Genomic DNA, 25,802 nt, shown 5'->3' on the forward strand with positions numbered 1-25,802 from the left:
TTTCTTCAAGGGTGACGCAAAAGCGCCCGGCTGTCACGCGGCTGCCGGGCGCATAGGCGGTTCTCAAGGCGACGTGATCTGCGTTGCGCGATCAGCGACGGGGGCCGAAATCCTCGGGTGTCAGCACCCCATCGCGGTTGGTGTCGCGCATTGCAAACCAGCTATCGGTGCCCTCGACGAATTCGAGCCGCGTCACCTTGGCATCGCGATTGCGATCAAAACGCATCATTTCGTCTTGGGCCGAGGCGAAAAAGCCCGATCCCTGCATGCCCGCCCCCGGGCCCATACCCATCCCTTGTCCGTTCATGCCCTGACCGCGCATGCCCTGACCTTGCATCCCTTGGCCTTGCATCGCTTGCGCTCGCATCCCTTGGCCCTGCATGCCTTGTCCGCGCATGCCTTGCCCTTGTTGCGCCATCATGCCCTGCCCCTTGCCGGGGCCCATGCCACGGCCCTGCGGTTGCATGCCGGGCTGCCCTTGCCCCATCCCGCGGCGCGGCTGCATCTGCTGGCCTTGTGCCATGCCTTGCTGGGCGCGCCTGCCCTGGCCGGGTTGCATCCCGTCAGGGCGTTGGTGGCCCGGGCCCATTCCGGCATCAAGCTGGGCCAGTTTGAAATCATCAATCGCCCTGAGTTCATCGGGCGAGAAGCTACCGTTCTCGTCACTATCGAACATGTAAAAGAGATCGTCGCGATGTTCGCGCGCTTCGGCGCGGGTGACCTTGCCATCGCTATCAAGATCCCACATCTGCATGAATTGCTGACCCGGCACGACAGTCGTGGGCGCCGTTTGCGCCACGGCGGGCAACGAACCGGCCACAAGTGCAAGGGTGGCGGTGAAGGTGAACAGGCGTTTCATCGGACGATCCTTTCGTTCCCAGATTGCCTGAAAAACGCGCAAGCCCGCAACTTCCGTCGCGGGCTTGGCTGGATCATAGTGAAGTGAGGCCGGGGCTCAGCCCTCGGCGGCCAGTTCATCCCAGCATGCCAGCGCATGGGCCGCATACATCATCGCCGGGCCCCCGCCCATTTGGATCGCCACTGCGCAAATATCAGACAGTTCTTCGCGCGTGCCGCCCGCCCGCATCAGCGCCGAAACGTGGAAATTCACGCAAGGCTCACAGCGGATCACAATGCCCATCGCCACGGCCAGCCATTCTTTTTGCTTCTTATCCAGCGTGCCGTTTTCGGTGATCGCCTTTTCCATCGCGCCAAAGCCGCGCATCGCCTCGGGGATCGCCTTGCTCATCACACGCAATTCGGCGCGCTGGTCTTCCATCTTCTGTTTGTAGCTCATGGGAAATCTCCTTTTCGCGCCACAAATATATTCAGAGGTCGGAATGTCAATTGAAACGCGCCGGATCCAGCGCGGACAGAATGGCGCGCTCGGGCACCGGGTCCCGCCCGGCGATCAGATCGGCCACCAATTCGGCAGCCGCAGGCGCACTTTGGAAGCCGTAGCCACCTTGCCCCGCCAGCCAGAAAAAGGCCGGGTCGCGGCTGTCAAAGCCAATCACCGGAGCGCGGTCGGGCGCAAAGGTGCGCAACCCCGCCCAATTCGCCAACAGCCGGGTGACGGGTTCGGTCACCGCCTCTTCATAGCGCGCCAAACCCTCGGCCAGCACCATGTCATCGGCCCATGCATCATGCGGGTCCACCGGGTCTTCTTCGGCCGGGGAGACGATCATCGCGCCCGCATCGGGTTTGCAATACCAATCTTCGGCGCCACCAATCACCATCGGCCAGCGGCTGACATCGTGGTTGCCGGGGGCGGGAATGCGCGCCATCGACCGGCGCAAGGCCTTGAACCCCAAGGGGGGGATGCCCGCCATTTGCGCGACCTCATCGACCCAAGCCCCCGCGGCATTGATCAGCAATTTTGCGGTGTAGGTCTCGCCCGCGGATTCGACCTCCCAGCCGCCCTCAATCCGGGTGATGCGGGTGGCTTTTGCCTTGGTGCGAATCTCGGCCCCCGCCGCGCGCGCTTCGCGGGCATAGCGCTGCACAAGCGCATCGGTATCGATATCCCATGCATGTTCGGCATAGGAGGCAAAAGCAATGGTTTCGGGATTAAGGATCGGGAACAGATCCCGCGCCTCGGTCATCGACAGTTCCACCAGATCGAAATTCTTCAGCGCTTGGCGGAACCGGGTTTCGTGCTCGGGCCCGTCCACGACCATAAAGCCGCGCGGGCTAAGCAGGTCCGACCCGTGGTAAAAATCCCCCGAGGCAAGCGACAGGGCGACCACAGCCGGGTTGCCATAGCGCGGCTCATAAAGTGCGGCGGATCGTGACGAGGCATGATGGGCAAGATGATCCTCGCCCTCAAGCACGGTCAAACGGCCCAGCGGTGCAAGCTGGGCGGCGGCGGAAAGCCCGGCGATACCACCGCCGAGAATGAGGAAATCGTTTTGCATGGGCGCACGCTAGACCTGTGCTGCGGCGAAGAAAAGAGTGATTGAGCGCCGCAGGCAAAGGCGACAGATGTCCGCCTTTTTGCTGGGCGTCTGTTGGCACCGGATCGCGTATTATGCGTTCCTGTAAACGTCAAAGGCGCGCCCGAGGGCGCGCCTTGAAGCGCCGATTAGATCCGGCTCAGTCTTGCAGCGAGCGCACGCCGATTTCGCCTTCGGCGCGGCTTTTCATCGCCGCGACGGCGGCCACCGAGGCGGCTGCGGTGGTGAAATAGGGGATCTTGTCATAAAGCGCGACGGCGCGAATTTCGCGGCTGTCAGAGATCGCCTGATTGCCCTCGGTCGTGTTCAGCACCAGCCCGATGTCGCCGTTCTTCAGCCGGTCGACGATATTCGGGCGGCCTTCATAGACCTTGTTGACGATTTCCGCATCAATCCCGCGTTCTTTCAGCCATGCGCCGGTGCCACGGGTCGCCACGAGGCCAAAACCCATGGTGATCAGATCGCGTGCCGCTTCGGCCAGTTCGTCGGATTTGTCCGCATCCTTGATCGAGATGAAGACGCGGCCGGTTTCGGGCAGATGCGTGCTGGCCCCCATTTGCGCCTTGAGGAAGGCGCGGGGGAAGTTGCGATCCCAGCCCATCACCTCGCCGGTGGAGCGCATTTCCGGTCCCAACAGCGTATCGACCCCCGGGAAGCGCGCAAACGGCAGCACCGCCTCCTTGACCGAGAACCATGGCGTGTTCGGGTCGGCCAGCGTCAGCGGATCGGCAAAGGGCAGCGGCGTTTCCGGTCCAACCCCTTCGGGGTAGGGGGCACGCTCGGGGAAGTTTTCCATCGGTTCGCCCGCCATCAGACGCGCGGCAATCGAGGCAATCGCCGAATCGGTGGCCTTGGCGACGAAAGGCACGGTGCGCGAGGCCCGCGGGTTCACCTCAAGCACATAGATCACACCGTCCTTGATGGCGAATTGCACGTTCATCAGGCCCACGACACCCAGCGCGAGCGCCATCTTTTCGGTTTGCACCTTGAGCTCGGCCACCGTCGCCGCATCCAGCGAATAGGGCGGCAGCGAACAGGCGCTGTCGCCCGAGTGCACGCCCGCTTCTTCGATATGTTGCATGATGCCGGCGACATGGACGGTTTTGCCGTCGCAAAGCGCATCCACATCCACCTCGATCGCGCCCGACAAATAGCTGTCGAGCAGCACCGGGCTGTCGCCCGACACGACCACCGCGCTAGAGATGTAGCGCTTGAGGCTTTCGAGATCGCGCACGATTTCCATGGCGCGCCCGCCCAGAACGTAAGACGGGCGAATGACCAGCGGATAGCCCACGCGGCCCGCAATTTCGAACGCTTCAGCGTCGGAGCTTGCGATGCCGTTAATCGGCTGTTTCAGGTCCAGATCGTTGAGCAGTTTTTGGAACCGCTCGCGGTCTTCGGCCAAGTCAATCGCGTCGGGCGTGGTGCCCAGAATCGGGATGCCCTCTGCCTCCAGCGCATTGGCAAGCTTCAAGGGCGTCTGGCCGCCGAACTGCACGATCACCCCGTGCAGGGTGCCGTTTTCTTGCTCCACTCGCAGGATTTCGAGCACATGTTCCAGCGTCAGCGGTTCGAAATAGAGCCGGTCCGAGGTGTCATAGTCGGTCGAGACCGTCTCGGGGTTGCAGTTGATCATGATCGTTTCAAACCCGGCCTTGGTCAGGGCGAAACAGGCATGACAGCAGCAATAGTCAAACTCGATCCCTTGGCCGATCCGGTTCGGGCCACCGCCCAAGATCACCACTTTCGTGCGGTCAGACGGGCGGGCTTCGCATTCCACATCGCCCATCGCCGGGGCTTCATAGGTGGAATACATATAGGGGGTTTGCGCCTCGAATTCGGCGGCGCAAGTGTCGATGCGTTTGAACACCGCCGTCACGCCAAGGTTGCGGCGCGCACGGCGCACTTGCGCTTCGTCGCGGCCCGTCAGCTTGGCCAGGCGCGCATCCGTGAAGCCCATCATCTTGAGCTTGCGCAGCCCGGCTTCATCCAGCGGCAGACCCGCTTTGCGGATCGCGGCTTCGGCCTCGATGATCTCGCGGATACGGGCGAGGAACCACGGGTCAAACGCGGTGGCGGTGACGATTTCCTCATCGCTCAGCCCGTGGCGCATGGCTTGGGCGATGAGCCGCAGCCGGTCCGGCGTTTGTTGCGAAATCGCCTTGATGACCGCCGCCTTGTCGGGAGCGCCATCAATGGTGATTTCGTCGAAGCCCGACAGGCCGGTTTCCATCGAGGCCAGCGCCTTTTGCAGCGATTCGTGGAAGGTCCGGCCAATCGCCATCGCCTCGCCCACGGATTTCATCGCGGTGGTGAGTTCGGGCTTGGAGCCGGGGAATTTCTCAAACGCAAAGCGCGGGATCTTCGTCACGACATAGTCGATGGTCGGCTCGAAGCTGGCGGGCGTGACTTTGGTGATGTCGTTGTCCAGCTCGTCGAGCGTGTAACCCACGGCCAGCTTCGCGGCGATTTTCGCAATCGGGAAGCCGGTGGCCTTCGAGGCGAGCGCAGACGAGCGCGACACGCGCGGGTTCATTTCAATCACGACCATCCGGCCATCGGCGGGGTTGATCGCCCATTGCACGTTCGAGCCGCCGGTTTCCACGCCGATCTCGCGCAAAACGGCGATCGAGCCGTTGCGCATGATTTGGTATTCTTTGTCGGTCAGCGTCAGCGCGGGCGCCACGGTGATGCTGTCGCCGGTGTGCACGCCCATCGGGTCCACGTTTTCGATGGAGCAAACGATAATCGCGTTATCCGCTTTGTCGCGGACGACCTCCATCTCGTATTCTTTCCAGCCCAAGAGGCTTTCGTCGACCAAAATCTGGGCGACCGGCGAGGCATCAAGACCCGACCGGCAGATCGCTTCGTAATCATCGCGGTTATAGGCCACGCCGCCGCCGGTGCCGCCCAGCGTAAAGGCGGGCCGGATGATCGCGGGCAGGCCGATATGCTCCAGCTCCACCAGCGCTTGGCGCACGCCTTCATTGATGTCGTATTTGCCGTTTGCCAGCTTCGGCGCCGAGACGATGGTGGCTTTCGGGTTTTCCAGCCCGATCCGGTCCATCGCTTCGCGGAACAATTTGCGGTCTTCGGCCATTTCAATGGCCTCGCGATTCGCACCGATCAGTTCGACCCCGAATTTCTCAAGCACGCCCATATCGGCAAGCGCGAGCGAGGTGTTGAGGCCGGTCTGCCCGCCCATCGTGGGCAGTAGCGCATCGGGGCGTTCGGTCTCGATGATCTTGGCCACCACTTCGGGGGTGATCGGCTCGATATAGGTTGCGTCGGCCATCTCCGGGTCGGTCATGATCGTGGCCGGGTTGGAGTTGACCAAGATGACCCGATAGCCCTCTTCGCGCAGCGCTTTACAGGCTTGGGCGCCCGAATAGTCAAACTCGCAGGCCTGCCCGATGATGATGGGCCCGGCGCCGATGATGAGGATGGACTTGATGTCGGTTCTCTTCGGCATTGGGGACCTCTTGGTATCTGGCGCGACAAGACGCACCGGCCAAAGGGCAGTGCGCAAATTGATGGGGGTTATAGTCAGGTCGCGGCGCGGCGCAAGCGCCGTTTGGCCTATGCGTTGCTGTTTTCCGGGGCGGGAGGCAAAGCGGCCCATGCGAAGCCAGCGGCAAGGGGCAAGACGCCAAGGCTGGGCAGGAGCCCGGCATAGGGCAAATCGATCCCAGCAAAGCCCATAAAGCGATGCGCGGCCAAAAGCGCGATGGTGCCAATCGTCAGCGCCCATCCCGCCCGGCCAAGGCTGTGCGGCAAGGCAGCGATCAGCGCAAGTGGCACGATATAGTAATAAATCCAGCCAATTGGTCCAAGGAAGGCCAGACAGGTGCAGGCCAGCCCCCATAGCGCGGCGCGGCGCGCGGATGTGGGGGCACGGCGCAATGGCACGGCCAGCGCCAAGAGCAGCCCCAAAAGCGCCAGCTTTTGCGCGCTGGCCCAGGGCGCGGGCTTTGCAAGCACATGCCAGCCGGAGCCTGCGGTGCCAATCTCGGGCGGCAAAGCGGGGATGAACTGCGTTTGATCAAGGCAACAGAGCTTGCCCCACAGCGTATCGAATGCGGCTGTGCTAGTGGACATCAGCGCGGTGTGGTCGATTACGCGCAGCTGCGCCCAAAACTCGGCATGCGCGGGCCAGCCTGCCAGTGCGATAGAGACCAGCCCCAGCGCTCCGGTAACCCCTAGGGCAACCAGCGCGGCGCGGCTTTGCCCGGTAAGCAGCCACAAAAGGGCCAGCGGCAGCGGCGCGAGTTTAAGCGCGATGGCCAGCCCCAGCGCCAGCCCGCCGGGAACCGGGCGCCCCTGCGCCGCGCGGTCAAGCCCGTAAAGCGTGAGGAAGGCGACAAGAATTTGTGGCTGGCCCTGCAACAGTGCCACCGGCACCCCATGCGACAGAATCAGGGCCGCAACTGCCGCGCCAACCCAAAGCCGTGCTTCCGCCGCTGTGGGCGCCCGCGCCAGCGTAAAATGCGCCGCGATCAGCGGCAAAAGGGCCAGCAGCGCGACATGCAGCCCCAAAACGGCGCGCGCAAAGCTGTCAAACCCGATCCAGCCGGTGACGGGGGCCAAGAGATGCGCCCAAAGCGGCGGGTATAAATAGGGGTAAACCGTGCCGGGGCGCCCCAGCTTTGCCGCCGCGTCATACCATGAAAGGGGCGGGCGCATCTCAAAGACCGGGGCCAGCGGCGGATAGATCGCGTCGGGCTGCCCCGCCGCCACCTCTTGCGCGGCCAGCCACAACGCCATCAGGTCGCGCGCGGGCGCCACCGGACCGAGCAAAAGCGCCGCGCCCAAACCCAGCGCGATGGCAAGAAGTAGCGCGCGCCCTCCAAAAGCGGCGGACGGCGATGCGGTTTTTAAGGCGGGCATCACTGGAATGGTCTGGACTTCATACGACATTTGCCCCGCGATAGCGCGCGAATAGGGCTGAAATGGGGCGATTGTTGCACCCCTTGCATCAACGGCTCTGCGCGTCATTGCCGCCCGTATGCCCTCAGGTGCTTGACTTTACCGCGCGGGCGCTGTTGATCGGGCGCGACACAAAGCCCGTCGAAAGGGGAGAATGATGCACGCCTATCGCAGCCATACCTGCGCAGATCTGAGCGCCGCCGATGCCGGCAAAGATGTTCGCCTGTCGGGCTGGGTGCATCGGGTGCGCGACCACGGTGGTGTGCTTTTCATCGATTTGCGCGACCATTACGGCATCACGCAAGTTTTGTGCGATGGCGACAGCCCCGCCTTTGCCGCGCTCGAAAAGGTCCGCGCGGAATGGGTGATCCGCATCGATGGCAGCGTGAAGCTGCGCGACGAAAGCCTGATCAACCCGAAAATCCCCACCGGCGAGATTGAAGTCTATGTCCGCGATGTCGAAGTGCTGGGCGCGGTCGAAGGCGATCTGCCGGTGCAAGTGTTCGGCGAGCCGGAATACCCCGAGGAAACGCGGCTGACCTATCGCTTCCTCGATCTGCGGCGCGAAAGCTTGCATAACAATATGATGCTGCGCTCGAACGTGGTGCGGTCCTTGCGCAATCGCATGTGGGACACGGGCTTTACCGAATACCAAACGCCGATCATCACCGCCTCGTCGCCCGAAGGCGCGCGCGACTTCTTGGTGCCCTCGCGTCTGCATCCGGGTAAGTTCTACGCGCTGCCGCAAGCGCCGCAGCAGTTCAAACAGTTGATTATGGTGGCGGGCTTCGACCGCTACTTCCAGATCGCGCCGTGCTTCCGCGACGAAGACCCGCGCGCCGACCGCAGCCCGACCGACTTCTATCAGCTCGACATCGAAATGAGCTTTGTCGAGCAAGAAGAGGTTTTCGCGGCTGTGCAGCCGGTGATTCAGGGCCTCTTTGAGGAATTCGGCGGCGGCAAGCGGGTGGACCCGGAGTGGCCGCGCATCGCCTATAAAGATGCGATGCTGTGGTATGGTTCGGACAAGCCCGACCTGCGCAACCCGATCAAGATGGCCGATGTCTCGGAACATTTCCGTGGCTCGGGCTTTGGCATCTTTGCCAAACTGCTGGAAAACGAAGGCACCGAAGTGCGTGCCATTCCTGCGCCCACCGGCGGGTCGCGCAAATTCTGCGACCGGATGAATGCCTTTGCGCAACAAAATGGCCTGCCGGGGATGGGCTATATCTTCTGGCGTAAGGGCGAGGCGGGTGCGATGGAAGCCGCTGGCCCGATCGCCAAGGCCCTTGGCCCGGAACGGACCGAAGCCATCCGCGCCCAGCTTGATCTGAACGAAGGCGATGCCGTCTTCTTCTTGGGTGGCAAAGCTGAACAATTCGAAGGTGTGGCGGGCCGCGCGCGCAACGAGATCGGCCGCGAATTGGGCCTGACGGACACCGACAGCTTCCGCTTCGCCTGGGTCGTCGATTTCCCGATGTATGAAAAAGACGACGAGGGGCGGATCGACTTCTCGCATAACCCGTTCTCGATGCCGCAAGGCGGGCTTGACGCGCTGATGGGCGACCCGCTCGAGGTTTTGGCCTATCAATATGACCTTGCTTGTAACGGCTATGAACTGGTTTCGGGCGGCATTCGGAACCACCGCCCCGACATCATGTTCAAAGCCTTTGAACTGGCGGGCTACCCGAAGGAAGAAGTGGAAAAACGCTTCGGCGGGATGGTCAAGGCGTTCCGCTTTGGCGCGCCGCCCCACGGCGGCTGCGCCGCGGGGATCGACCGGATTGTGATGCTTTTGGCCGATACCGCCAACATCCGCGAGGTCATCATGTTCCCGATGAACCAACGCGCCGAAGATCTGATGATGGGCGCCCCGTCGGAGCCCACCAACGAACAGCTGCGCGAATTGCGCCTGCGGGTGCTGCCGAAAGAAGACTGATCCGGGCAGTCAGACACACAAAAGGGCGTCGCGAAACCCGCGGCGCCCTTTTTCTTTGGCGAGACAGTCTTGCCTGAAGCTTAGGCGAAGAAAGCGGTATAAGCGGTGCCGCCGACGGCCACGGTCAGGCTCAGCACACCAAGGCTGAACACGGTCCAATGGGTGGCTTCAATCAGGCGTTCGTTGGCAAGCAGGCGCAGGGCGTGATCTTTCATACTATCCTCGGGCGATCCTCTGGCAGGGGGATGCGCCAAATCTTGCCGCCAATTGCGGCAGGAAAGGGGAAGCAATCGTGCCTTTGCACGGCAATTGCGCGATGGTTTTTGCTGCGCTAACCTTCTTGAAAACGGGAGGAAATCATGGCGGGCAAGCGGTTTGGGGCACCGGTCGTGGGGTGGCAGGCGCCACGGTTTCCCGATGCACAGGTGATCGAGGGGCGATGGTGCCGGTTGGAACGGCTGACAGAGCGCCATGCCGACGCGCTGTTTCGCGCGAATGGCGAAGACGATGCGATTTGGGATTACTTGCCCTATGGGCCGTTCCCGTCCGAAGCTGGTTATATCCGCTGGGTGGCAGAGATGGCGGCCGCGACCGATCCGCTGTTTTACGCGGTGATCTCGCGCGACACGGGCTTGGCGGCGGGGGTGATGTCTTATCTACGGATCACGCCTGATGTGGGGGTGATCGAACTGGGGCATATCAACCTGTCACCGCGGCTGTCGCGCACGACGGCGGCGAGCGAGGCGATGATCTTGATGATCGACTGGGCCTTTCGCGCGGGGTATCGGCGGTTCGAATGGAAATGCGATGCGCTCAACATCCCGTCGCGCCGCGCGGCGCAGCGCTTGGGATTGAGCTACGAGGGCACGTTTCGCCAAGCTAGCATCGTGAAAGGGCGCAACCGCGATACGGCATGGTTTGCCGCCACCGATGGCGATTGGCCCAGCCTGCAAGCCGCCTATGAGGCGTGGCTCGCGCCCACGAATTTCGATGCCGAGGGGCGGCAAAGGGAAAGTCTGTCCGATCTGACGCGGCTGGTGCGCGTAGCGTCAGATCCGGTGTTGGCGCGGCTCTAGGCGTTTAGAACCCGGAGGCGGCCTCAAGTCGGGCTTGCACGATGCCCGAAAGCTTCGTCAGGTCCGAAGAGCTGGGTGTTTCGGCACGGCCCAAAGGTTCGGCGGCGGCCTCAAGCGCTTCGTCATGCGACGAACGTGCGATCCCGGCGAGGAAATGCGCAATATAGTCCAGCGCGGCCCGGTCCGGTTTGGCGGCCAAAACTTCGGCCACATGGGTGAGGTCGTCGCGCAGCGCCAGCGGGTCGGGCGCAACGGTTTCATCCGCGACCACGCGCAGGCCCAAGGGGCGTTCTTCGGGGGGCAGCACGGCCAGCACGGCCTGCTGGAACATCGCAAGGGATTCAAGCGGCTTGGGCATGAACGCATCGGCGCCGGCGGCCAGCGCCTCACCTTCCTTGCCCGGATCACCCGAAAGCCCCAAGACCGCAGGCGCGCTGGGCCCGGATTGCTTGATCTGGCGGATCAGATCGGCCCCCGATCCATCGGGCAGGCCCATATCTACGATCACCACCCCCGGGCGATAGGTCGCCAAGTGGCGATGCGCCGAGCGCAGGCAATCGGCGCGTCGGATGCGCGCGCCGGAGCGCAGGCACAAAAGCCGCACCGCCTCAGAGGCAAATCGGCTATCTTCCACCAACAGGACCGTCAGGCCCAGAAGGGGACGTTCCGCCGAAGCGGGACGGGTTGCGAGAAACTTACTCAGATCGTCAGACATATTGCGTCACCTTGGCGCAGGAATCGCTACACCATTCATTAAGGGCAACTTTGACTAACGAAGGGTTAACGCAAACGGTGAATCGCACGCTTGCATCGCTCAAATCCCCCCCCTATGCCGGTTTTAGCTTTAGGGAGGCCCAAATGATTGGACGTTTGAACCATGTCGCCATTGCCGTGCCCGACCTCGCGGCCGCGGCGGCGCAATATGAAAATACGCTTGGGGCAAAGGTGAACCCGCCGCAAGACGAGCCCGATCACGGCGTGACCGTGGTGTTCATCGAACTGCCGAATACCAAGATCGAACTGCTTTATCCGCTGGGCGAAAACAGCCCGATCCAAGGATTTTTGGATAAGAACCCCTCGGGCGGCATTCACCACATGTGCTATGAGGTCGAAGATATTTTGGCCGCGCGCGACAAGCTGAAAGCCGAAGGCGCGCGCGTTCTGGGCACCGGCGAGCCGAAGATCGGCGCGCATGGCAAGCCTGTGCTGTTTCTGCACCCGAAAGATTTCAACGGTTGCCTGATCGAGCTGGAGCAGGTCTAAGATCCAGCGCTGGCGCGGTTATTCCCGCGCCAGCCGGTGAAACAGGTGGGTGAAGGCGGCTGCCCCCACCACCGGCACCGCAAGGTTCAGAACCGGCACCGTCAGCGGCAGCGCCATCAGCGCACCCGCAAGCCAGACCGTCATCTTGTTTTGTCCATAAAGTGCGGCCACTTCGGGGCGGCTCATCCGGCGCACGGCGGCCATTTGAAAATATTCGCGCCCAAGCAAGTACCCGTTGAGCCCAAAGAACAAAAGCGGGGCCAGCGGACCGACGAAGAAATAGAAAAACAGCGCGACGAAGTTGGCCGCCAGCACCACGCCGAAAAAGCGCAAGCTGTCGCCAAGGCTTTCGGCCAAGCTTAGGCTGCGCACCGGCGGCAGGCCCGGGTAATGGGCGTCTTCCACCACCTCGGCCACCTCATCCAGAAAGAACCCGGTAAAGACCGAGGCGACCGGGACCATCAGGAAGATCGAGGCGATCAGCATCACCCCGATAGAGGCAATCGACAAAGCCGGGTCGATCCAGCCCACCGGGCCGACCCAGGGCAGGGTGATCGTGTCGGGCACAAACCAGCTAATCAGTTCGAACAGGCCAAACCAGACCCCGAACAGAAGCAAGATCGCCAAGCCGATGCCCTTGAGCAAAACCTTCAGCGCGCCGGGACGGGCCAGATCGGCCCATCCGCGCAGGAAAACGTCAAAAATCATGCCTCTACCCATGTGGTGATGGCGTCAATATTGGGGCGGGGGCGTTCGGGCGGCTGATGCGCCTCGGTGCCGATATGGATCAGCCCGGCGACCCATTCGCCGTCTTGCAGCCCAAAGGCCGGGCCGGTGAAGCGCGTGTCCAGCGCGACCCAACCGGTCAGCCACGAGGCCCCCCAGCCCGCCGCTAGGGCGGCGTTGATCAGTTGCATGCCGACGGCGCCGACCGACAGGGTCTGTTCGATTTCCGGCACCTTGTCGGTGGGGCGCGGCACAGCCACCAGCGCGACGCACAGCGGGCTTTGTGCGAATTGGGTCACGCCTTTGTTGGCCTTGTCCTCGGGCAGGTTGTGGGTGGCGGCGAAGACGGCGGCTTCCTCGGCCAGCCGATCCAGCGCGGGCTTTTCCAAAACCACGAAGCGCCAGGGTTCCAGCTTGCCATGATCGGGGGCGCGCGCGGCGATTGTCAAAAGCTCAATCAGCGCGGCCCGATCCGGGGCGGGGGGCGCCAGCATCTTGGGCGGGCGCGATCGGCGCGTGGCCAGAAATGTCAGCGCATCTTCATTGCGTTTGGCGGGGTTGATGGTGCCGGGGGAGAAATCCATTGCAAGCCTCCTGTTGGGGTCGATATCGGGCGCGTCGCGGCCAATTGCAAGCGGTTGGGCGGTTTCGTTCCGGGCGGTGGCGCGCTATGCAAAGGGCATGACTGACCTCCGCCATCGTGCCACGCCGGGCGCGGAAATCGCGCTGCGGGTGACCCCCAAAGCCTCGCGCAACCAGATTGTTGCGGGCGAGGAGGGCTTGCGCGCCTATGTGACCGTGGTGCCCGAGAATGGCAAAGCCAATGCGGCGGTGGTGAAGCTTTTGGCCAAAAGCTTGGGCGTGGCGAAAAGCCGGTTGACGCTGATCCGGGGGGAAACGGCCCGCGACAAGGTGTTTCGCCTCGATTAAGGCGCTGCCCCGGTGCATTCCGGGAAATCTCTGGCGTTTTTGCCGCAGGGCCTTCACAAAGGGAAGGGGGCGTCCCATTTTGTAAATGTGATTAACATTGGAGGGCCGGATGAGCGGGCTGGACGCGCAGATCGCACAAAGCAAGCAGCAGGTCGCGCAAGCGCAGGCAAAGATTTCCGCAGTCACCGCGCAGATATCGCAAGCGCGCACCGAACCGGGGCAGGCGCTGGATATCGAAACCGCAACTTTGGCCGATGTGCAGGCCCATACCGATGCGATGAATGCCAATATCGCCGAGCTGATTATGGGGCTTGACGATGTCACCTCTGGCTTTTCCAAGGAATTCGATGGGTTACGCTCGCGCTCCGGTCTTGAAAGCTTGGTGGGCCTTTTCTCCAAGACCAAGGCGGAATCGATGCGGGCCGAACGGCTGCGCGCCGCCTCTATCGATGCTAAGCTGCAAGATCTGATCGCGAAATCCGATGTGATCGTGACCTTGCTTGAGGGGCAGTTGGCCATTCTCAACGAGCAAAAAGGCAAGGTCGAGACAAATCTGAAGCTGACCTTGGATGAGCGCGAAGCCACCGTGGGCGAGTTGGAACAGACCCGCGCCGAGATCCTTGCGCTGGATCCCAAGATCATCGAGTTGGAAAACAAGATCGCGGTGGAACAAGATGCCGCCGCGCGCACCCGGCTTGAAACGGAACTGGCCGATTTGAACCTGCGTTACAACACGCTGGTCCAAGACGAACAGGTGCGGCTGGCCAAAAGCCAGACACTTGAACGCTATATCGAACAGGGCAAGACTTGGGTCGACAGCCTGACCAATCAGGCGGCCACCCAGATGGTGCTGATCAACAAGCTGATGACCGATACCAAGCAGCGCGTGGTGCTATATGATGCGCTGACGAAATCGCTGAAAACCGCGCAGCAGCAGGATGTTGCCCACCGCATCAATGAAATCGGCGTGAAAACCGACCAAGAGGCGCAGGCGGCGATGGCGGGGATTGGTGCAGCCACCAACCGGCGCATGGCCGAGATGCTGGAAGCCCATGGCGATCAGATGATTTTCGCGCGCAAAGTGCTGGAAGACAAGGCAAAGGCGGATGAGCGTTTCGCGCGCCGCTTTGCGGCCATTGTCGAGAAGCACGACAAGAACCTGTATGGGGGCTAAGTGGTCGAGACGGATCTGACCCGCGATCACAGGGCGCTGGAAGACGAGGCGGCCGCGCGGCGCTATTTCGTGAAATTCGAGCGGATCACCACGATCTTGCAAGGCGTGGTGCGCGAGATGGAGGCCGGAGGCGGCTTTGCGCCATCGGAAAGTGCGATCCTTGTCGATTATGCACAGGCGCTATCGGCCAGCTTTCGGGCGCTGTCGCTCAAATATCGGGTGTCGGCGCGGCTTGCGGGGCTGGCCAACCGGCATTTGACGATTGATCTGCATGAAAGCGGCTTTCCGGTCTTTCAAGAAATCCTGACCATGGCCAATGACGCCGCGCAGGCACAAAGCCAGCTTGCGCGGATGGACAGTGTCGCCACGCTGAAAGAACAGATGATCAGCCGGATCGTGTCCAAGCGCGAGGTGCCGACCGATCTGCAATATGCGCTGAGCCAACGGCTTTATCTGGAGGCGTTGGGAGAGGGCGGCCTGTTTTGGACACAGATGCCGGTCGAGATCGACACTTTGGGCGATGTCGGTGGGCGGGCCCGGCTGCGGCTGCATTGGGCGGTTTATGACAGCCAGATGAACCTGCCGGTGATCTATGTGCTGGAACTGGAAGACAGCGGCCGCACGCCTCTGGCGCGCGATGCAGGGCGGCGCGCGCGGCTGGAAACGCATCTTTTGGCGCAGGCAATCACCGATCTGAAACTGGTCACTATTGCCAAGGGGCTGGATGAAGATTTCGCCGATCTGCACCCCAAGCGGCTTTTGCGCATTCATCTGGGGCCGATGTATTCGCATGCCTATACCTTGCAGATCGGGCCGATCCGCCGGGTGTTGGAAATGGCCAATGCCCCCGAAGGGGACGATTGGGCGCTGGCGTGGACGGTCGAGGAACTGGAAAGCGCACGGGCCGAAATTGAAAAGGGCTGGTTTTCGCGCAGCGAGCGCGAGGTGTTCCAGCTTGACCCGCTGTCGGGCGTAGGGGCCGAGCGTGGGGCCACAAGAATGCGGCGTGCTTTGATCTTACCGCAGCGGCCCTATCAAGCCTTGGCCGAATTGAACCCGCCCGGGTTTGCCGATGTGCGTAAATTCGTGGTGGGCGTGGGCGATCAGGTGGTGGTGACCGAATGAGCGGCGATGGGGAAGGGCAAACGCCATGAGCGGGCAACGCGACGAAATGGAACTGCGCGAAGCGGCGATCCGCGCGCATTACCCGACCGCCGAGGCGATGCTGGAGGGGTTTGACCATGTGCCCCGTCTGGCCAAGGCGCGTGCGCCTGTGGGGCAGGAACTGGGGCAGGAACGCTCGGCGGGCGTGGTGACCGGCCTGCGCCGGTTTCGCTCGACCACGCCGGGGCTGGTGACCCGCTCGACCGCGCGTGCCGAAGGTGTGCGGCTTTTGGACCGGATCGCCGAGGCCACAGGCGATGCGCTGCCCACCCCCGCCGCCGCGACCGTGGTGCAAGACCTGCGCCGCGCCTTGGCGATCGCGCTGGCCATCGGTGAAAGCTTTGCCACGGTGACCGGGCTTCAGGAGTTGAAGAAAGCCAATCTGGAAGGTCGCCTGCCGCAGCCGCGCCGGGCGGAGTTTTCTGAACTTCTGGCGGCAGAAAGCTTCGCGGTTCTGGCGACCTTTGCCAATGCGCTGTCCTTTCTTTTGGCCGATCAGGCGGGGGAAGAAGTGGTCGAGATCGGCGCGCTGGAAGAAGTGTTGAGCGACAATCCGATTTTGGCGTTGCATGGCGCGCTATGGGAGTTGGACCAAGACATTGCCACCCATGCCACCGACGGCGGCAAGCTGATCGCCACCGTTTTGGCCTTTGCCGAAGAGCTTTCGGCCAAAGCGGCGGCGCGCGGCGCCGCAGCCCCGCGGATCGCGGCGTTCACCGGGGCGAATTGGCGGGTCGCGGCCGATGATCTGCCGATTTCCGGTTTCGCGCCGCCGCGCAAGGCGCGCAGCGCCACGCTGGTGATGCAATTCAAGCGCCCCGAAGAGGTCGTGGGCAACCATATCGCGAAATATCAGGCGATGCGGCTGGCCAAAATGCTGATGGCCTATGATTTTGAGCGCAAGCTGAACCCTTTTGCCGAATTGGGCGGGTTTATCTTTACCTTCATGGGGGATGGGGCGCCGGGCACGGGCAAGACCACGCTTATTCAGATGATGGCGGGGCTTTTGAACGATTATTGCAAGGTCGCGGGTTATCCGTTCCGCTATCGCAATTTCGGCATCGACAATATCGACAGCTATCAGGGCAAATCCGGGCAAAATGCCAAGGCGTTCATTTCGGAAATCATGGACCCGACGGTTATCGGCTTTGGCACGGTTGATGACATCGACCAAATCGCGGGCAAACGGGGGGGCCGGCAATCTTCGGCGGGCCAGCAAGAGGTGACCGCCGTGCTGATGGAGGCTTTTGCCGGGGCCAATACCGTGGTGCGCGGCAATTGCACCTTTGGGATGTTTTCAAACTTCCCCGAAAATGTCGATGATGCTTTGCGCCAGCGCGCGGGGGCGCGGTTCTTGGTCGATGGTCCGCAAACGCGCGCCGATTACATCGATATTCTGACGCTGCTTTTGGGAAACAAACACACGATCCCGCTGGGCGATCACGACCTTTATGCTGCGCAGGAAATTCAGCGCGCCGTGGCCGAAAGTTTTGCGCGCCACAACCGCCCCGCAGAACCGGGGCTGCAAAGCGTGTTCGCACAGGTGAGCGAGAAACTGGGCCCCCTTGATACGCTGGAAAAACTGGGCGCTTACCTCAAGGCGATCCAAGAGGCCGATCCGCGCTTTACCGGTCGGGCGATCAAGAACATCACCGATGCGGTCAAAGTGCGGGCGATGGATTTTGAACTGCCCGACGAGTGGATGGAAACCCCCGATCTTTTCCTGTTCCAGCCCTATGAGCGCAAGGCCGAGATGATTGCCGAATTGCGCCGCCCGATCACCGCCGAGATGGTGGTGCAAGAAATCAACCGCTACGCTGATAGCGAATTCCGCTATGCCGACAAATCCGACGAGATGGCCATCGACACGATGGTCCGCGATATGAAGCGCGCCGATGCGGCCAAGCGGCGCTATCTGGAGGAAAAACAATGACGATGTTCGCACTCTATTTTGGCCTTGTGGCGCTGTTGGTTGCGTTCTTCCTGTCCCGCGCGGGTTGGGTGAAAATGCTGGCCTTGGTGCCCTTTGGTGCGCTGGTGCCTGCCTATTTTGGCACCGGCACAATGTGTGGGGCGGATTTCGTGATCCGGCTGACCGTCACCGATAGCTGCACCGTGCCGGGCGAGCCTTACCGGATCTTTGCCGCCTATTTTGTGTTCGGCATCATCGCCGTTTTGGGGGCCAGCGTGATCGTCAAGACGGGCCGCGTGATCTTGGCCAAATTGTGGGGCTAGGCCGATGAAACGGCTGATCGACAAGGGGCTGATGTTCGGCAACCTGATCCGGGTCGATAGCCCTGCCCTTGTCGAACGCTATAACCGCGCGTTGCACAAGCTGGCGGGAAAGACCACGGCGCTTGACGCCTTTCACATCGACATTTCGGGCTATAGCCCCGAGGTTGGCGATGAATTGGGCGATACCCGCTATCTCAACCCCAATGGGGTCAATCGCCAGTTCATCCTGCTGAGCCCCGAGCAGAAAACTGCGCCGCTGCTGGAGGCGACCTTTTCCACCGAACGCGCGATCTTGCGTGCGTTCATCGAAGCGAATGCGGCGCAGCTTTTTTCGCTGACCGCGCGCGATGCGGTTTTGGGCGAGTTGGAAGATACGGTCTATAGCCTCGATACGCCCGCGCAGCTTTTGGGGCTGCGCTATTTCACCGTTGCGGCGGATACGACCGGCAATCATGTGGCCGAGGCCGAAAAGTTGGCGGGCCTGATCACCCGGTTTCGCACCGATCCCGATGGCTGGTATGACGATGCGCTGATCGCCCAGATGATCGCCTTGGCCGGCAAGACCGGCGATGTCACGCGCCATCCGGTGAAGCTGGACAAGACCCAGTTCGACGCGCCCGATTTCTGGACTGCGCATTTCGGCGGGGTCTATATGTTTCGAACGCCGCGCTACAAGGCGGTGATCGGCATGGGGGAAGAGCTTAGCGGGCTCCCCCATGACATGATCGGTGCGCAGGAGCGCAATGCGATCGCGCAGTTTTTGGACCGCAATGGCCTTGTCGAACCCATCGTGCAGGCGCGCGGCGCGAATGCGGGCGCGATTTTGCGCCAGAAGATGGATTTTATTCTGGTCTCTGCCGCGGCCGAATGGGGCTTGCCCATCGGGGCCGGGGATCGCCGGGCCTTGCGTGGGGTGGCGGGGCAATTGGGCAGCGCGCTTCCGACCGAGTTCGAGGCGCTGGCAGCCCTTTTGCGCTGGGTCGAGGCGGGGGCGCCGTGGCCCGAGATCGACAGCGCGCATCCTGCCTATTTTTACACGCTGCGGGCGCGCCCCGGCCCGTTGCGCGATCTGGTGAACCGGCTTTTGGCCGAGCTGAGCCCGCTGGATGTGCGGCAATTGTTCATCTGTCACAAAGAACTATTCTATCGGCTTTATGCGGGCTGGCCCGAGGCGAAAAAGGCTTGGGTGGCAGAATTCCTTGAAAGGGAGTATCAGATCGACAAAGCCGGTGCGCGCAAACGGCTGTTCGGGCCGGAGCCGGGCATGCAAGAGGCGAGCGAGCCAGAGGCGACAGCGGAGGCTGCCCCTCAGTCTGACCGAGCGTCTGCACCGCCGCGCGAGGGGCCCTGGGGCAGTGCGCGCCGCACGCCGCCGCCGCTGCCACACCGCGACCCGATTGATCTTGTCGGACCTTGGGGAGCCGTGTTGAGGGGGCGGAGATGATCGGATTTTCAAGACTACTGCTGATTGAAGCGGCATTGGCCTTTGTGACCTATTGGGCGCTTCGTCTTTACATCACCTCACGCAAGCGCGAAGCACTGGAAAACGCTTGGGACCGGGGCGAAGCGGGTGGGGCAATGGAACGCGAACCCTTTATCGACGTTGAGATGAAGGCGTTTGAACAAAGTTGGCTGCGGCGAAGCCTGTGGCTCGTCGTGTTGGTGCCCTATCTCGTGGTGGGTGCGCTGATCTATTTCGTGAACTGAGAGGCTGCAATGACATATGTGAAATGGACTTTCTGGCTGCTGGTGACGGCGTTCGTCGGCGCCTTCCTGCACTACACGCTGCCGCAGCACGATGTGGTGCGGGTGGTGAACACCTACCAAGAACGGCAGGATCTGGGCGACTGGACTCGGATCTTCTGGTCCAGCCCCGAAGACCAATCCGATGGGTTGGCCAACCGGGATGTGCAATTCATCTCGACGGTGACGGTCGAGGGCAAGCCGGTGGTGTTTCGCAACGAAGACACCGGCTGGGGCTGGCCGCCCTATTTCAAATTCGACACCGCCAACCTGCAAACCGAGGCGGATGACCTGAAATCGAGCCCAGAAAACCCGAAATGGGCGGTCGTGACCCATTACGGTTGGCGTAGTGAGATCCTGTCGATCTTCCCCAATGCCGTGGCGATCAAAGCCGTGGACAGCAAGGAAACGACGGTGATCCCGTGGTTCAATATCATCTTCCTGACGCTGTTCATCATGCTGGTGCTGACGATCCGGGCGCTTTGGATTCAATTCCGCCGCCGCTCGATCGATCCGGTGCTGGAAGATATGGCCGATACGATCGAAGATGTGACCGACCGGTTCTAAGACCACCTGTCCAAGTGACTGACGCCGCGCCCCCCTTGGGGCGCGGTTTTTCATGCGCCGTAGGGCAACCAGATGGTTTTGCTTTGGCTGGCGCGGGCCAGTGTCTCGGCCAAGGGCTGGGCGGACCAATCGCGTTCTGTCGGGCACCATGTGGCTTTCAGATTGCCCGCGCTTTGGCGTTCCACCACCGCCGCGCCCTCTGCACTGCCCGCGTACCAAAGCGCGGCCACCCCGTCATGGCGGGCAAGCGTTTGAACCCAAGTGTCGCGCGGACCGTTGACGAGGGTAAGCACGCCGTGTGGTAGCCCCGCTTTGGTGAGCATCTGCGCCAGATCCGGCAGGATCTGTGCCAACGAAGGGGCCGGGATCGCCACCACCCGATTGCCCGTCGCCAGCGCAGGCAGCACCAGCGCGACAAAACCCAAAAGCGGCTGCGTCACCGGGCAGGCGACGCCCAACACCCCCCACGGTACGCTTTGGGCAAGGGCCAAGGTTTTGGGGGCGGCGCGAAGCACCCGATCTGCCCCCGTTCCCGCATGGGCAGCGCAGCGATAGGCCAAGCGGATCGCCTCTGCCGCCTCTTGCGGGTCATGGCCAAGGCTTCGCAAGCGCTCAGCGATCTGCGCTTTCTGCAGTGAAATCTCTGCGCCAAAGGCGTGCAAGACCTGCGCCCGGTCAGCGCCGGTCTTCTGGCCCCAGCCGGCTGCTTTTTCCGCCTGTGCCACCGCCTTGGCGACATCCCCTTCCCCCAGAACACTTTCTGGAATCATTGCGGCAGGGGGCTCTGGCAGGGCAGGCACAGCGCTTGGGGCGAGATAGGCCGCAAGCCCCGACTGAGCGACACCGCTTTCGCGCATGCCGCCTTGCGGTGCGCCGGGGGCGCTCAATTCGCTACTGTTGATCCAAACCGTGCCGGTTTCGATCTGCGCCGCAATATCGGTTGCAAGCGTGATATTTTCGGACCAGACCGCCGCAGCGCGCCCGAAACGGCTGTTATTGGCAAGCTCCACCGCCTCGGCTGGGGTGCGGAAGCTGGTGAGCGTCGCAGTCGGCCCCAAGGTTTCTGCATCAAAACACGGGTTGGCGGGGAAGACCTGAAGGAGCAAGCTGGGGAGACAAAAATGCCCGTTTGCCGGCAGGTGGACGCTCAAGCTTGGCTGTACCAACTGCGCCCCGGCTTCGACGCCTTGCGCGATACGGGCGCGGATTTCCGCCAAGTGCGAGGGCGGCACGGTGATCCCAAGATCGGTGCCCTTGTCGAGCGGGTCGCCCATACGCAGCGTTTCGAACCGCCGGGTGAGTTTTTGTGTAAACCGCTCAAGTACCGCCTCGGCGACCAAAACCCGGGGGCTGCTTTCCAGCGCGCTCACCACGCCTTCGACCGCAGCATCCAGGTCTGCATCGGCAAAAACCAGATGGGGCGGCCTGCCACCGAGTTCCAAAGCCAAGGCTTTGCCGGACCCCGCCGTAGCAATGCGCAAGGCGCGGCCCGTCTCGGTTGGGCCGGTGAAGGACAGCAGATCGATCTCGGCCCCGGCAAGGACCTGATCCAGTTCTGCCCCGCCGGTGATCACATTGATCACCCCGGCAGGCAGACCCGCCTCGGCGCAAATCGCTGCAAAGGCCAGCACGGTCAGTGGGGCTTCTGCGGAGGGTTTCAAAACGACCGTGTTGCCTGCGGCAAGCGCTGGGGCCACTTTGGCGGCCAAGGTCACAAAGGCGCGCGGCGCGGGCAAGATGATCCCCACAACGCCATGCGGGGCGCGTCCGGGGAAGGTCTCGTCCAGAAGGTCGGCGCGATGGGCAAAATAGGGGAATTGCGCAATCGCCTCCGGCATGTCGGTCGCGGTTGTGGTGTGGATCGCGCGCCCGCTCTCCAGCGTCGCAAGTTGGGCAAGCAGCTCTTGCCGTTTGCGCAAAAGGGCGGCGAGCTTGGTAAGATGCTCGGCGCGCTCATGCGGAGGGAGGGCGGCCCAACCGGGGGCTGCCGCACGGGCGGCGGCGACCGCGCGCGTTACGTCATCGGCGCTGCCTTGGGCCACCTGTGCAAGCTCTTTCCCGGTTGCGGGATTTAACAGAGGTTCGACATTCGTCGCTTTGCTGAAAGCACCCCCCATAAAATGGCCCAAGGGGCTATGCGCCTGAAGCCAGTCTTGGGCGGGCCGATTACTTACGGGGGCGGCGCCATAGTCCATCATCTCAAGGATCTCGGTCACGGAAGGCATCTTTCCCTCAGGCAATGGCGTGGCGGTGGCTGGCGGCAAGGCGCCCGGTGACATGCTGGCTTAGCGCCAATTCGATATTGCCCAGCATCGACGAGGCCCCAAGCCGGAACAAGTCCGGCTGAAGCCAATCATTGCCGAGCTCTTCCTTCATCAAGATCTGCCAATCCAGCGCATCTTGCGCGGTTTTCATGCCGCCTGCGGGTTTGAAGCCCACGCGCGCCCCCGTGCGGTCGCCATAGTCGCGCAGCGCCCGCACCATGGTGAGCGAAACGGGCAGGGTGGCATTTACCCCCTCTTTCCCGGTTGAGGTCTTGATGAAATCAGCCCCCGCCTGCATCGCCACCATCGCGGCTTTATAGACATTCGTCAGCGTCTGCAGATCGCCCGTCGCCAAGATCGCTTTCATATGCGCGTCGCCGCAAGCTTCGCGCATCGCGGCGATTTCATCGTAAAGCGCCGCCCAGTCACCGCGCAAAACATGGGCACGGGTGATCACAATGTCGATCTCGGCAGCACCTTCCGCAACTGCGTAGTGAATTTCCTGTAGCCTTAAGGCTAGGGGTGTTAGCCCTGTGGGGAAGCTGGTTGCCACCGAAGCGACAGGAATGCCTGACCCATCGAGCGCGCGCACAGCCGAACGAACCATGTTAGGGTAAACACAGACGGCGCCGGTCGTCAGATGGTCGAGCCCCAGCGCGGAAAGGATAGGCTCTGCGATCGGACGGCGGGCCTTGGCGCAAAGCCGCGCAACCCGTGCCTCGGTGTCGTCGCCTGCAAGGGTGGTCAGGTCCATGCACCGGATCGCATTGACGAGCCAAGCGGCCTGCCATGTCCCTTTAAGGGGCCGGTTGGCGGTTAGCTTTGTGGCACGTGCTTCGGCTGCAGGCGTGTTCACGGCCACGTCCTCGAACCACGAGGGGGTAAGGGCGGTGCCGGGGTTACGAGTTTGGGGGTGCGTCATGGCCAGCCTGTGCTTGTGTGCGGGCAGGCTAGCCGTTGCGGCAGGGGGCTTCAACGGGTTCACGCTCGGCAAAGGCTTGCCGAGCCCCCGATCGCGGTTTCGAAAGTTGGGGAAAACTGCGCCAAAGGCATTGCGGCGAGGCCGAAAGTGCGCTTGGTGGGATCGTTCGAGGTGACGATGACCGTAATGTCTTTGCGAATCGAGGAAAGGGTGGCCTTTGCCATCGAGCGCTTGATGCGCAGCGATGACGCGTGGCGTGGTCTCGTGCGGGAAATGGTTGACCGCTGGCCTGATGAGGCGCCGCTTGAACTAGGGTTCGCGCTGGTTTCGGCCGCCTCTGCGATTGAAAGCTCTTTCACCAAATCCAGCCCGGTGCGTGATGCGGCGATGCAGGGCTATCGGCTTGCGGCGCTTATCTCGATGGATGTCTATGCGATGCAATTGCTCGACATGAAATGCGACAAGGCCCAAGACCTGATCGCCTATTGGGACATTGATCCCTTCTTTGCCCGCCTTTAAGGGCCAATCGATCTGATTAAAACGGCAAGCACACTTTGGCTTTGCGCAATCGACTGGCGGGAGTGGCGTTCGCGGCCATGCGGGGGTGTGCCATGAAAAAGGCCCCGCTTGCGGGGCCTTTGAGCGCAAACCTTCGGCAGGCGTTTAGGCGTTGGCTGCGCGGATCTGATCCGCACGGCTTTTGTCATATTCGATGCCCTTATCCTCGAACAGCTTGTCCAGTTCGCCCGACAGGGTCATTTCCGTGACAATATCGCAGCCGCCGACGAATTCGCCCTTCACGTAAAGCTGCGGGATTGTCGGCCAGTCAGAGAAATCTTTGATTCCTTGGCGCACATCGGCATCGGCCAGAACGTTCACGTCCTTATAGGCCACACCAAGATAGTTCAGCACCCCGGCCACGCGGCTCGAAAACCCGCATTGCGGCATCTCGCGGGTGCCTTTCATGTAAAGCACGACATCATTGCTTTCGATGTCGGCTTTGATCTGGTCGATTGCGGTCATGGGATCGTTCCTTTTATCGAAGGCCGCAAAGGCCAAAGAGGCCGAAGCGGAAAGCGTGGGCGTGATGCCTAACGCGGTTCTGGCCCGGTTCGGACGCCGCGCAACACCACGCCAAGGGCGGTCAGTCGGGCGCCTTGGTGGTCAAGGCCAGCGCGTGCAACGGCGCATCGGGGCCATCCATCGCGCCTTTGAGCGCGGCGAAGACGGCACGTTGTTGCTGCACCCGGTTCATCCCCTTGAAAGAGGCATCGATCACCTCGGCCCCCCAGTGATTTCCATCGCCAGCAAGGTCGGTGATGGTGATCTTGGCATCGGGGAACCCGGCGCGGATCAGGGCTTCGATGTCGGTCGCTTCCATCGGCATGAGGCACTCCTTGTTATGGGGTCAATCTAGGCGGCAGCGGGGTCTGCGGCAAGGGGTCACGGGACCACGATCCTGTGCGGTTTGGGCCAAGGCGCAAGCTCCGTGCCGTGCGGTGTGGCCAAGGGTCAGGCCAGCGCGGGGGTCAACCAGTTGATCCGCTCGGCGGTGGCCAGATCCAGCAGGTCATCGGCATAGATATCATCGAAACGGGCCTGTTCTTCGGCGCTCCAAGGCTGGAATTTGGGATAGCCGCCCTCGACCGGCGCGGCCTTGCGCGCGCGACGCAGCACCAGTTTGTGATCGCGGTTTGGATCGGCCAGCATCTTGGCATGCAGAAAATCGGCGGCGCGTTGGCTTAGCCCCGGACGCAGTTGCATTTCATAGGGGGTGACAGTGGCGCCAAAGCCGCGCAGCCCGGTCGCCCAATCGATGATCTGGGGCAGCACGGCGGGATAGTCTTCATAGGTCCAGATCGTTACCGTATCGGTGGCTTTTTGCATCCGATTGGCGAGCCACCGCCAGCGCGGCATATCGGGCGGCGTGCCTGCGACAAAGCTGCGAAACGGCTGCCATGGTCCAAAAGCCAGTTGTTCGCTCCAGCAAGACACCAAAAACCGTGCCGGATTGCGGATCGCCATGCCGACCCGGACCTCGGCCCCGGCAAAGGCCGCCAGCGCATCGCGGAGCCGCCGCGTGGCAAAGGGGTAGATCAGGCCCCCCTTGCCCAAAAGCATATTGCGCCCGGTGTTGCCAAGGATGTTTTCTTCCATGATCACCACATGGCGCGCGCCGGGGCAGAGGTGATCAAGCGTCGCGCGCGCCAAGGCCATCACCTCGGCGGGGCTGCGATTGTCCGGCAGGATCGCGGGGCGCAAATGGGCGCGTACTTCTTGCGGGCCGATCACGCCCACGCCTTCGGCGGCCAGACGTTCGCGCGCCGCAAGGATCGTGGCTTGCAGATGTGTCGAGGCTGTCTTGTGGGCGCCGGCTAGCAGCGCGATTGAAGGCAGCCGCGCCACGCCCGCCCCCG

26 protein-coding genes are annotated in these 25,802 nt (G+C 62.3%); 12 read left to right on the forward strand and 14 right to left on the reverse strand.

Annotated elements, in window-relative coordinates; genetic code table 11:
• Window positions 1-91 precede the first annotated feature (91 nt).
• The 5 genes from CKO11_RS09840 to CKO11_RS09860 form a co-directional block, all read right to left on the reverse strand.
• Window positions 92-859: a hypothetical protein gene (locus CKO11_RS09840; protein WP_223637519.1), complete on the reverse strand. Its 768-nt coding sequence runs from the start codon at window positions 857-859 to the stop codon at window positions 92-94.
• Window positions 860-955: 96 nt separating this feature from the next.
• The gene (locus tag CKO11_RS09845; protein ID WP_223637521.1) at window positions 956-1,297 is read right to left on the reverse strand and encodes a carboxymuconolactone decarboxylase family protein; all 342 of its coding nucleotides are present in this window, start codon (window positions 1,295-1,297) and stop codon (window positions 956-958) included.
• A 46-nt stretch (window positions 1,298-1,343) separates the two neighbouring features.
• Window positions 1,344-2,417 carry an NAD(P)/FAD-dependent oxidoreductase gene (locus CKO11_RS09850; protein WP_223637523.1) on the reverse strand — a complete coding sequence of 358 codons (1,074 nt, stop codon included), beginning with the start codon at window positions 2,415-2,417 and terminating at the stop codon, window positions 1,344-1,346.
• A 178-nt stretch (window positions 2,418-2,595) separates the two neighbouring features.
• Window positions 2,596-5,928 carry a carbamoyl-phosphate synthase large subunit gene (carB, locus tag CKO11_RS09855; RefSeq protein ID WP_223637527.1) on the reverse strand — a complete coding sequence of 1,111 codons (3,333 nt, stop codon included), beginning with the start codon at window positions 5,926-5,928 and terminating at the stop codon, window positions 2,596-2,598.
• A gap of 107 nt (window positions 5,929-6,035) precedes the next feature.
• Entirely contained in the window at window positions 6,036-7,373 is a 1,338-nt protein-coding gene (locus tag CKO11_RS09860; RefSeq protein WP_223637530.1) for a glycosyltransferase 87 family protein, read from the reverse strand.
• Window positions 7,374-7,539: 166 nt separating this feature from the next.
• Here CKO11_RS09860 and aspS point away from each other — a divergent pair, with 166 nt between their 5' ends.
• Window positions 7,540-9,321 carry an aspartate--tRNA ligase gene (aspS, locus tag CKO11_RS09865; protein WP_223637533.1) on the forward strand — a complete coding sequence of 594 codons (1,782 nt, stop codon included), beginning with the start codon at window positions 7,540-7,542 and terminating at the stop codon, window positions 9,319-9,321.
• A gap of 80 nt (window positions 9,322-9,401) precedes the next feature.
• On the opposite strand, the gene CKO11_RS17495 is transcribed toward aspS, so the two are convergent.
• Entirely contained in the window at window positions 9,402-9,536 is a 135-nt protein-coding gene (locus CKO11_RS17495) for a hypothetical protein (protein WP_263298442.1), read from the reverse strand.
• A 144-nt stretch (window positions 9,537-9,680) separates the two neighbouring features.
• Here CKO11_RS17495 and CKO11_RS09870 point away from each other — a divergent pair, with 144 nt between their 5' ends.
• Complete coding sequence (locus CKO11_RS09870; protein ID WP_223637536.1) at window positions 9,681-10,397, forward strand: GNAT family N-acetyltransferase; 717 nt, start codon at window positions 9,681-9,683, stop codon at window positions 10,395-10,397.
• Window positions 10,398-10,401: 4 nt separating this feature from the next.
• On the opposite strand, the gene CKO11_RS09875 is transcribed toward CKO11_RS09870, so the two are convergent.
• Window positions 10,402-11,112, reverse strand: a complete 711-nt coding sequence (locus CKO11_RS09875; RefSeq protein WP_223637539.1) for a response regulator — start codon at window positions 11,110-11,112, stop codon at window positions 10,402-10,404.
• A 143-nt stretch (window positions 11,113-11,255) separates the two neighbouring features.
• On the opposite strand from CKO11_RS09875, the gene mce reads away from it, so the two are divergent.
• Window positions 11,256-11,660, forward strand: coding sequence for a methylmalonyl-CoA epimerase (gene mce, locus CKO11_RS09880; protein ID WP_223637542.1), 405 nt, complete (start codon window positions 11,256-11,258; stop codon window positions 11,658-11,660).
• Window positions 11,661-11,678: 18 nt separating this feature from the next.
• On the opposite strand, the gene CKO11_RS09885 is transcribed toward mce, so the two are convergent.
• A complete protein-coding gene (locus tag CKO11_RS09885) occupies window positions 11,679-12,368 on the reverse strand; it encodes an EI24 domain-containing protein (RefSeq protein ID WP_223637565.1) in 690 nt (229 codons plus the stop codon).
• Window positions 12,365-12,970, reverse strand: a complete 606-nt coding sequence (locus CKO11_RS09890) for a nitroreductase (protein ID WP_223637568.1) — start codon at window positions 12,968-12,970, stop codon at window positions 12,365-12,367. Before CKO11_RS09890 ends, CKO11_RS09885 begins: the two co-directional genes overlap by 4 nt.
• 97 nt (window positions 12,971-13,067) lie before the next feature.
• On the opposite strand from CKO11_RS09890, the gene CKO11_RS09895 reads away from it, so the two are divergent.
• The 8 genes from CKO11_RS09895 (at window position 13,068) to CKO11_RS09930 (ending at window position 20,199) form a co-directional block, all read left to right on the forward strand.
• The gene (locus CKO11_RS09895; RefSeq protein ID WP_223637571.1) at window positions 13,068-13,316 is read left to right on the forward strand and encodes a DUF167 domain-containing protein; all 249 of its coding nucleotides are present in this window, start codon (window positions 13,068-13,070) and stop codon (window positions 13,314-13,316) included.
• A gap of 109 nt (window positions 13,317-13,425) precedes the next feature.
• Complete coding sequence (locus tag CKO11_RS09900) at window positions 13,426-14,490, forward strand: hypothetical protein (protein ID WP_223637574.1); 1,065 nt, start codon at window positions 13,426-13,428, stop codon at window positions 14,488-14,490.
• The gene (locus CKO11_RS09905) at window positions 14,491-15,615 is read left to right on the forward strand and encodes a hypothetical protein (protein WP_223637577.1); all 1,125 of its coding nucleotides are present in this window, start codon (window positions 14,491-14,493) and stop codon (window positions 15,613-15,615) included. It begins immediately after the preceding gene.
• Window positions 15,616-15,640: 25 nt separating this feature from the next.
• Window positions 15,641-17,587 carry an AAA family ATPase gene (locus tag CKO11_RS09910; RefSeq protein ID WP_223637590.1) on the forward strand — a complete coding sequence of 649 codons (1,947 nt, stop codon included), beginning with the start codon at window positions 15,641-15,643 and terminating at the stop codon, window positions 17,585-17,587.
• The gene (locus CKO11_RS09915) at window positions 17,584-17,889 is read left to right on the forward strand and encodes a hypothetical protein (protein ID WP_223637593.1); all 306 of its coding nucleotides are present in this window, start codon (window positions 17,584-17,586) and stop codon (window positions 17,887-17,889) included. Before CKO11_RS09910 ends, CKO11_RS09915 begins: the two co-directional genes overlap by 4 nt.
• Window positions 17,890-17,893: 4 nt before the next feature.
• Window positions 17,894-19,333, forward strand: a complete 1,440-nt coding sequence (locus CKO11_RS09920; RefSeq protein WP_223637597.1) for a DUF6638 family protein — start codon at window positions 17,894-17,896, stop codon at window positions 19,331-19,333.
• Window positions 19,330-19,596, forward strand: a complete 267-nt coding sequence (locus CKO11_RS09925) for a hypothetical protein (protein WP_223637600.1) — start codon at window positions 19,330-19,332, stop codon at window positions 19,594-19,596. The genes CKO11_RS09920 and CKO11_RS09925 overlap by 4 nt, the downstream gene beginning before the upstream one ends.
• Window positions 19,597-19,605: 9 nt before the next feature.
• Window positions 19,606-20,199 (forward strand): DUF1523 family protein, encoded by a 594-nt coding sequence (locus CKO11_RS09930; RefSeq protein WP_223637603.1) that lies wholly within the window; start codon window positions 19,606-19,608, stop codon window positions 20,197-20,199.
• Window positions 20,200-20,249: 50 nt separating this feature from the next.
• On the opposite strand, the gene CKO11_RS09935 is transcribed toward CKO11_RS09930, so the two are convergent.
• Together CKO11_RS09935 and deoC are read right to left on the reverse strand one after the other, a co-directional pair.
• Entirely contained in the window at window positions 20,250-22,424 is a 2,175-nt protein-coding gene (locus tag CKO11_RS09935) for an aldehyde dehydrogenase family protein (protein ID WP_223637606.1), read from the reverse strand.
• Between the two features lie 7 nt (window positions 22,425-22,431).
• Window positions 22,432-23,385, reverse strand: coding sequence for a deoxyribose-phosphate aldolase (gene deoC, locus CKO11_RS09940; protein ID WP_223637610.1), 954 nt, complete (start codon window positions 23,383-23,385; stop codon window positions 22,432-22,434).
• Window positions 23,386-23,571: 186 nt separating this feature from the next.
• Between deoC and CKO11_RS09945 the strand changes: the two genes are divergently transcribed.
• Window positions 23,572-23,904 (forward strand): hypothetical protein, encoded by a 333-nt coding sequence (locus CKO11_RS09945; protein WP_223637613.1) that lies wholly within the window; start codon window positions 23,572-23,574, stop codon window positions 23,902-23,904.
• A gap of 144 nt (window positions 23,905-24,048) precedes the next feature.
• On the opposite strand, the gene grxD is transcribed toward CKO11_RS09945, so the two are convergent.
• From grxD to CKO11_RS09960, 3 genes are all read right to left on the reverse strand, one after another.
• Complete coding sequence (grxD, locus tag CKO11_RS09950) at window positions 24,049-24,408, reverse strand: Grx4 family monothiol glutaredoxin (RefSeq protein WP_223637616.1); 360 nt, start codon at window positions 24,406-24,408, stop codon at window positions 24,049-24,051.
• 121 nt (window positions 24,409-24,529) lie between these two features.
• Entirely contained in the window at window positions 24,530-24,772 is a 243-nt protein-coding gene (locus CKO11_RS09955; RefSeq protein WP_223637620.1) for a BolA/IbaG family iron-sulfur metabolism protein, read from the reverse strand.
• A gap of 125 nt (window positions 24,773-24,897) precedes the next feature.
• On the reverse strand, window positions 24,898-25,791 hold the full coding sequence (locus CKO11_RS09960; protein WP_223637623.1) for a hypothetical protein: 894 nt from the start codon (window positions 25,789-25,791) through the stop codon (window positions 24,898-24,900).
• Window positions 25,792-25,802: the final 11 nt, after the last annotated feature.

Origin of the sequence: Rhodobacter sp. TJ_12, from assembly GCF_020023995.1 — a bacterium.
Lineage (GTDB): Bacteria > Pseudomonadota > Alphaproteobacteria > Rhodobacterales > Rhodobacteraceae > Rhodobacter.

What these genes read in the sequence shown, in the direction of transcription:
- CKO11_RS09840 (WP_223637519.1), bottom strand. Translation starts at nt 859, where the DNA reads ATGAAACGCCTGTTCACCTTCACCGCCACCCTTGCACTTGTGGCCGGT.
- CKO11_RS09845 (WP_223637521.1), bottom strand. Translation starts at nt 1,297, where the DNA reads ATGAGCTACAAACAGAAGATGGAAGACCAGCGCGCCGAATTGCGTGTG.
- CKO11_RS09850 (WP_223637523.1), bottom strand. Translation starts at nt 2,417, where the DNA reads ATGCAAAACGATTTCCTCATTCTCGGCGGTGGTATCGCCGGGCTTTCC.
- carB (WP_223637527.1), bottom strand. Translation starts at nt 5,928, where the DNA reads ATGCCGAAGAGAACCGACATCAAGTCCATCCTCATCATCGGCGCCGGG.
- CKO11_RS09860 (WP_223637530.1), bottom strand. Translation starts at nt 7,373, where the DNA reads ATGTCGTATGAAGTCCAGACCATTCCAGTGATGCCCGCCTTAAAAACC.
- aspS (WP_223637533.1), top strand. Translation starts at nt 7,540, where the DNA reads ATGCACGCCTATCGCAGCCATACCTGCGCAGATCTGAGCGCCGCCGAT.
- CKO11_RS17495 (WP_263298442.1), bottom strand. Translation starts at nt 9,536, where the DNA reads ATGAAAGATCACGCCCTGCGCCTGCTTGCCAACGAACGCCTGATTGAA.
- CKO11_RS09870 (WP_223637536.1), top strand. Translation starts at nt 9,681, where the DNA reads ATGGCGGGCAAGCGGTTTGGGGCACCGGTCGTGGGGTGGCAGGCGCCA.
- CKO11_RS09875 (WP_223637539.1), bottom strand. Translation starts at nt 11,112, where the DNA reads ATGTCTGACGATCTGAGTAAGTTTCTCGCAACCCGTCCCGCTTCGGCG.
- mce (WP_223637542.1), top strand. Translation starts at nt 11,256, where the DNA reads ATGATTGGACGTTTGAACCATGTCGCCATTGCCGTGCCCGACCTCGCG.
- CKO11_RS09885 (WP_223637565.1), bottom strand. Translation starts at nt 12,368, where the DNA reads ATGATTTTTGACGTTTTCCTGCGCGGATGGGCCGATCTGGCCCGTCCC.
- CKO11_RS09890 (WP_223637568.1), bottom strand. Translation starts at nt 12,970, where the DNA reads ATGGATTTCTCCCCCGGCACCATCAACCCCGCCAAACGCAATGAAGAT.
- CKO11_RS09895 (WP_223637571.1), top strand. Translation starts at nt 13,068, where the DNA reads ATGACTGACCTCCGCCATCGTGCCACGCCGGGCGCGGAAATCGCGCTG.
- CKO11_RS09900 (WP_223637574.1), top strand. Translation starts at nt 13,426, where the DNA reads ATGAGCGGGCTGGACGCGCAGATCGCACAAAGCAAGCAGCAGGTCGCG.
- CKO11_RS09910 (WP_223637590.1), top strand. Translation starts at nt 15,641, where the DNA reads ATGAGCGGGCAACGCGACGAAATGGAACTGCGCGAAGCGGCGATCCGC.
- CKO11_RS09915 (WP_223637593.1), top strand. Translation starts at nt 17,584, where the DNA reads ATGACGATGTTCGCACTCTATTTTGGCCTTGTGGCGCTGTTGGTTGCG.
- CKO11_RS09920 (WP_223637597.1), top strand. Translation starts at nt 17,894, where the DNA reads ATGAAACGGCTGATCGACAAGGGGCTGATGTTCGGCAACCTGATCCGG.
- CKO11_RS09925 (WP_223637600.1), top strand. Translation starts at nt 19,330, where the DNA reads ATGATCGGATTTTCAAGACTACTGCTGATTGAAGCGGCATTGGCCTTT.
- CKO11_RS09930 (WP_223637603.1), top strand. Translation starts at nt 19,606, where the DNA reads ATGACATATGTGAAATGGACTTTCTGGCTGCTGGTGACGGCGTTCGTC.
- CKO11_RS09935 (WP_223637606.1), bottom strand. Translation starts at nt 22,424, where the DNA reads ATGCCTTCCGTGACCGAGATCCTTGAGATGATGGACTATGGCGCCGCC.
- deoC (WP_223637610.1), bottom strand. Translation starts at nt 23,385, where the DNA reads ATGACGCACCCCCAAACTCGTAACCCCGGCACCGCCCTTACCCCCTCG.
- CKO11_RS09945 (WP_223637613.1), top strand. Translation starts at nt 23,572, where the DNA reads ATGTCTTTGCGAATCGAGGAAAGGGTGGCCTTTGCCATCGAGCGCTTG.
- grxD (WP_223637616.1), bottom strand. Translation starts at nt 24,408, where the DNA reads ATGACCGCAATCGACCAGATCAAAGCCGACATCGAAAGCAATGATGTC.
- CKO11_RS09955 (WP_223637620.1), bottom strand. Translation starts at nt 24,772, where the DNA reads ATGCCGATGGAAGCGACCGACATCGAAGCCCTGATCCGCGCCGGGTTC.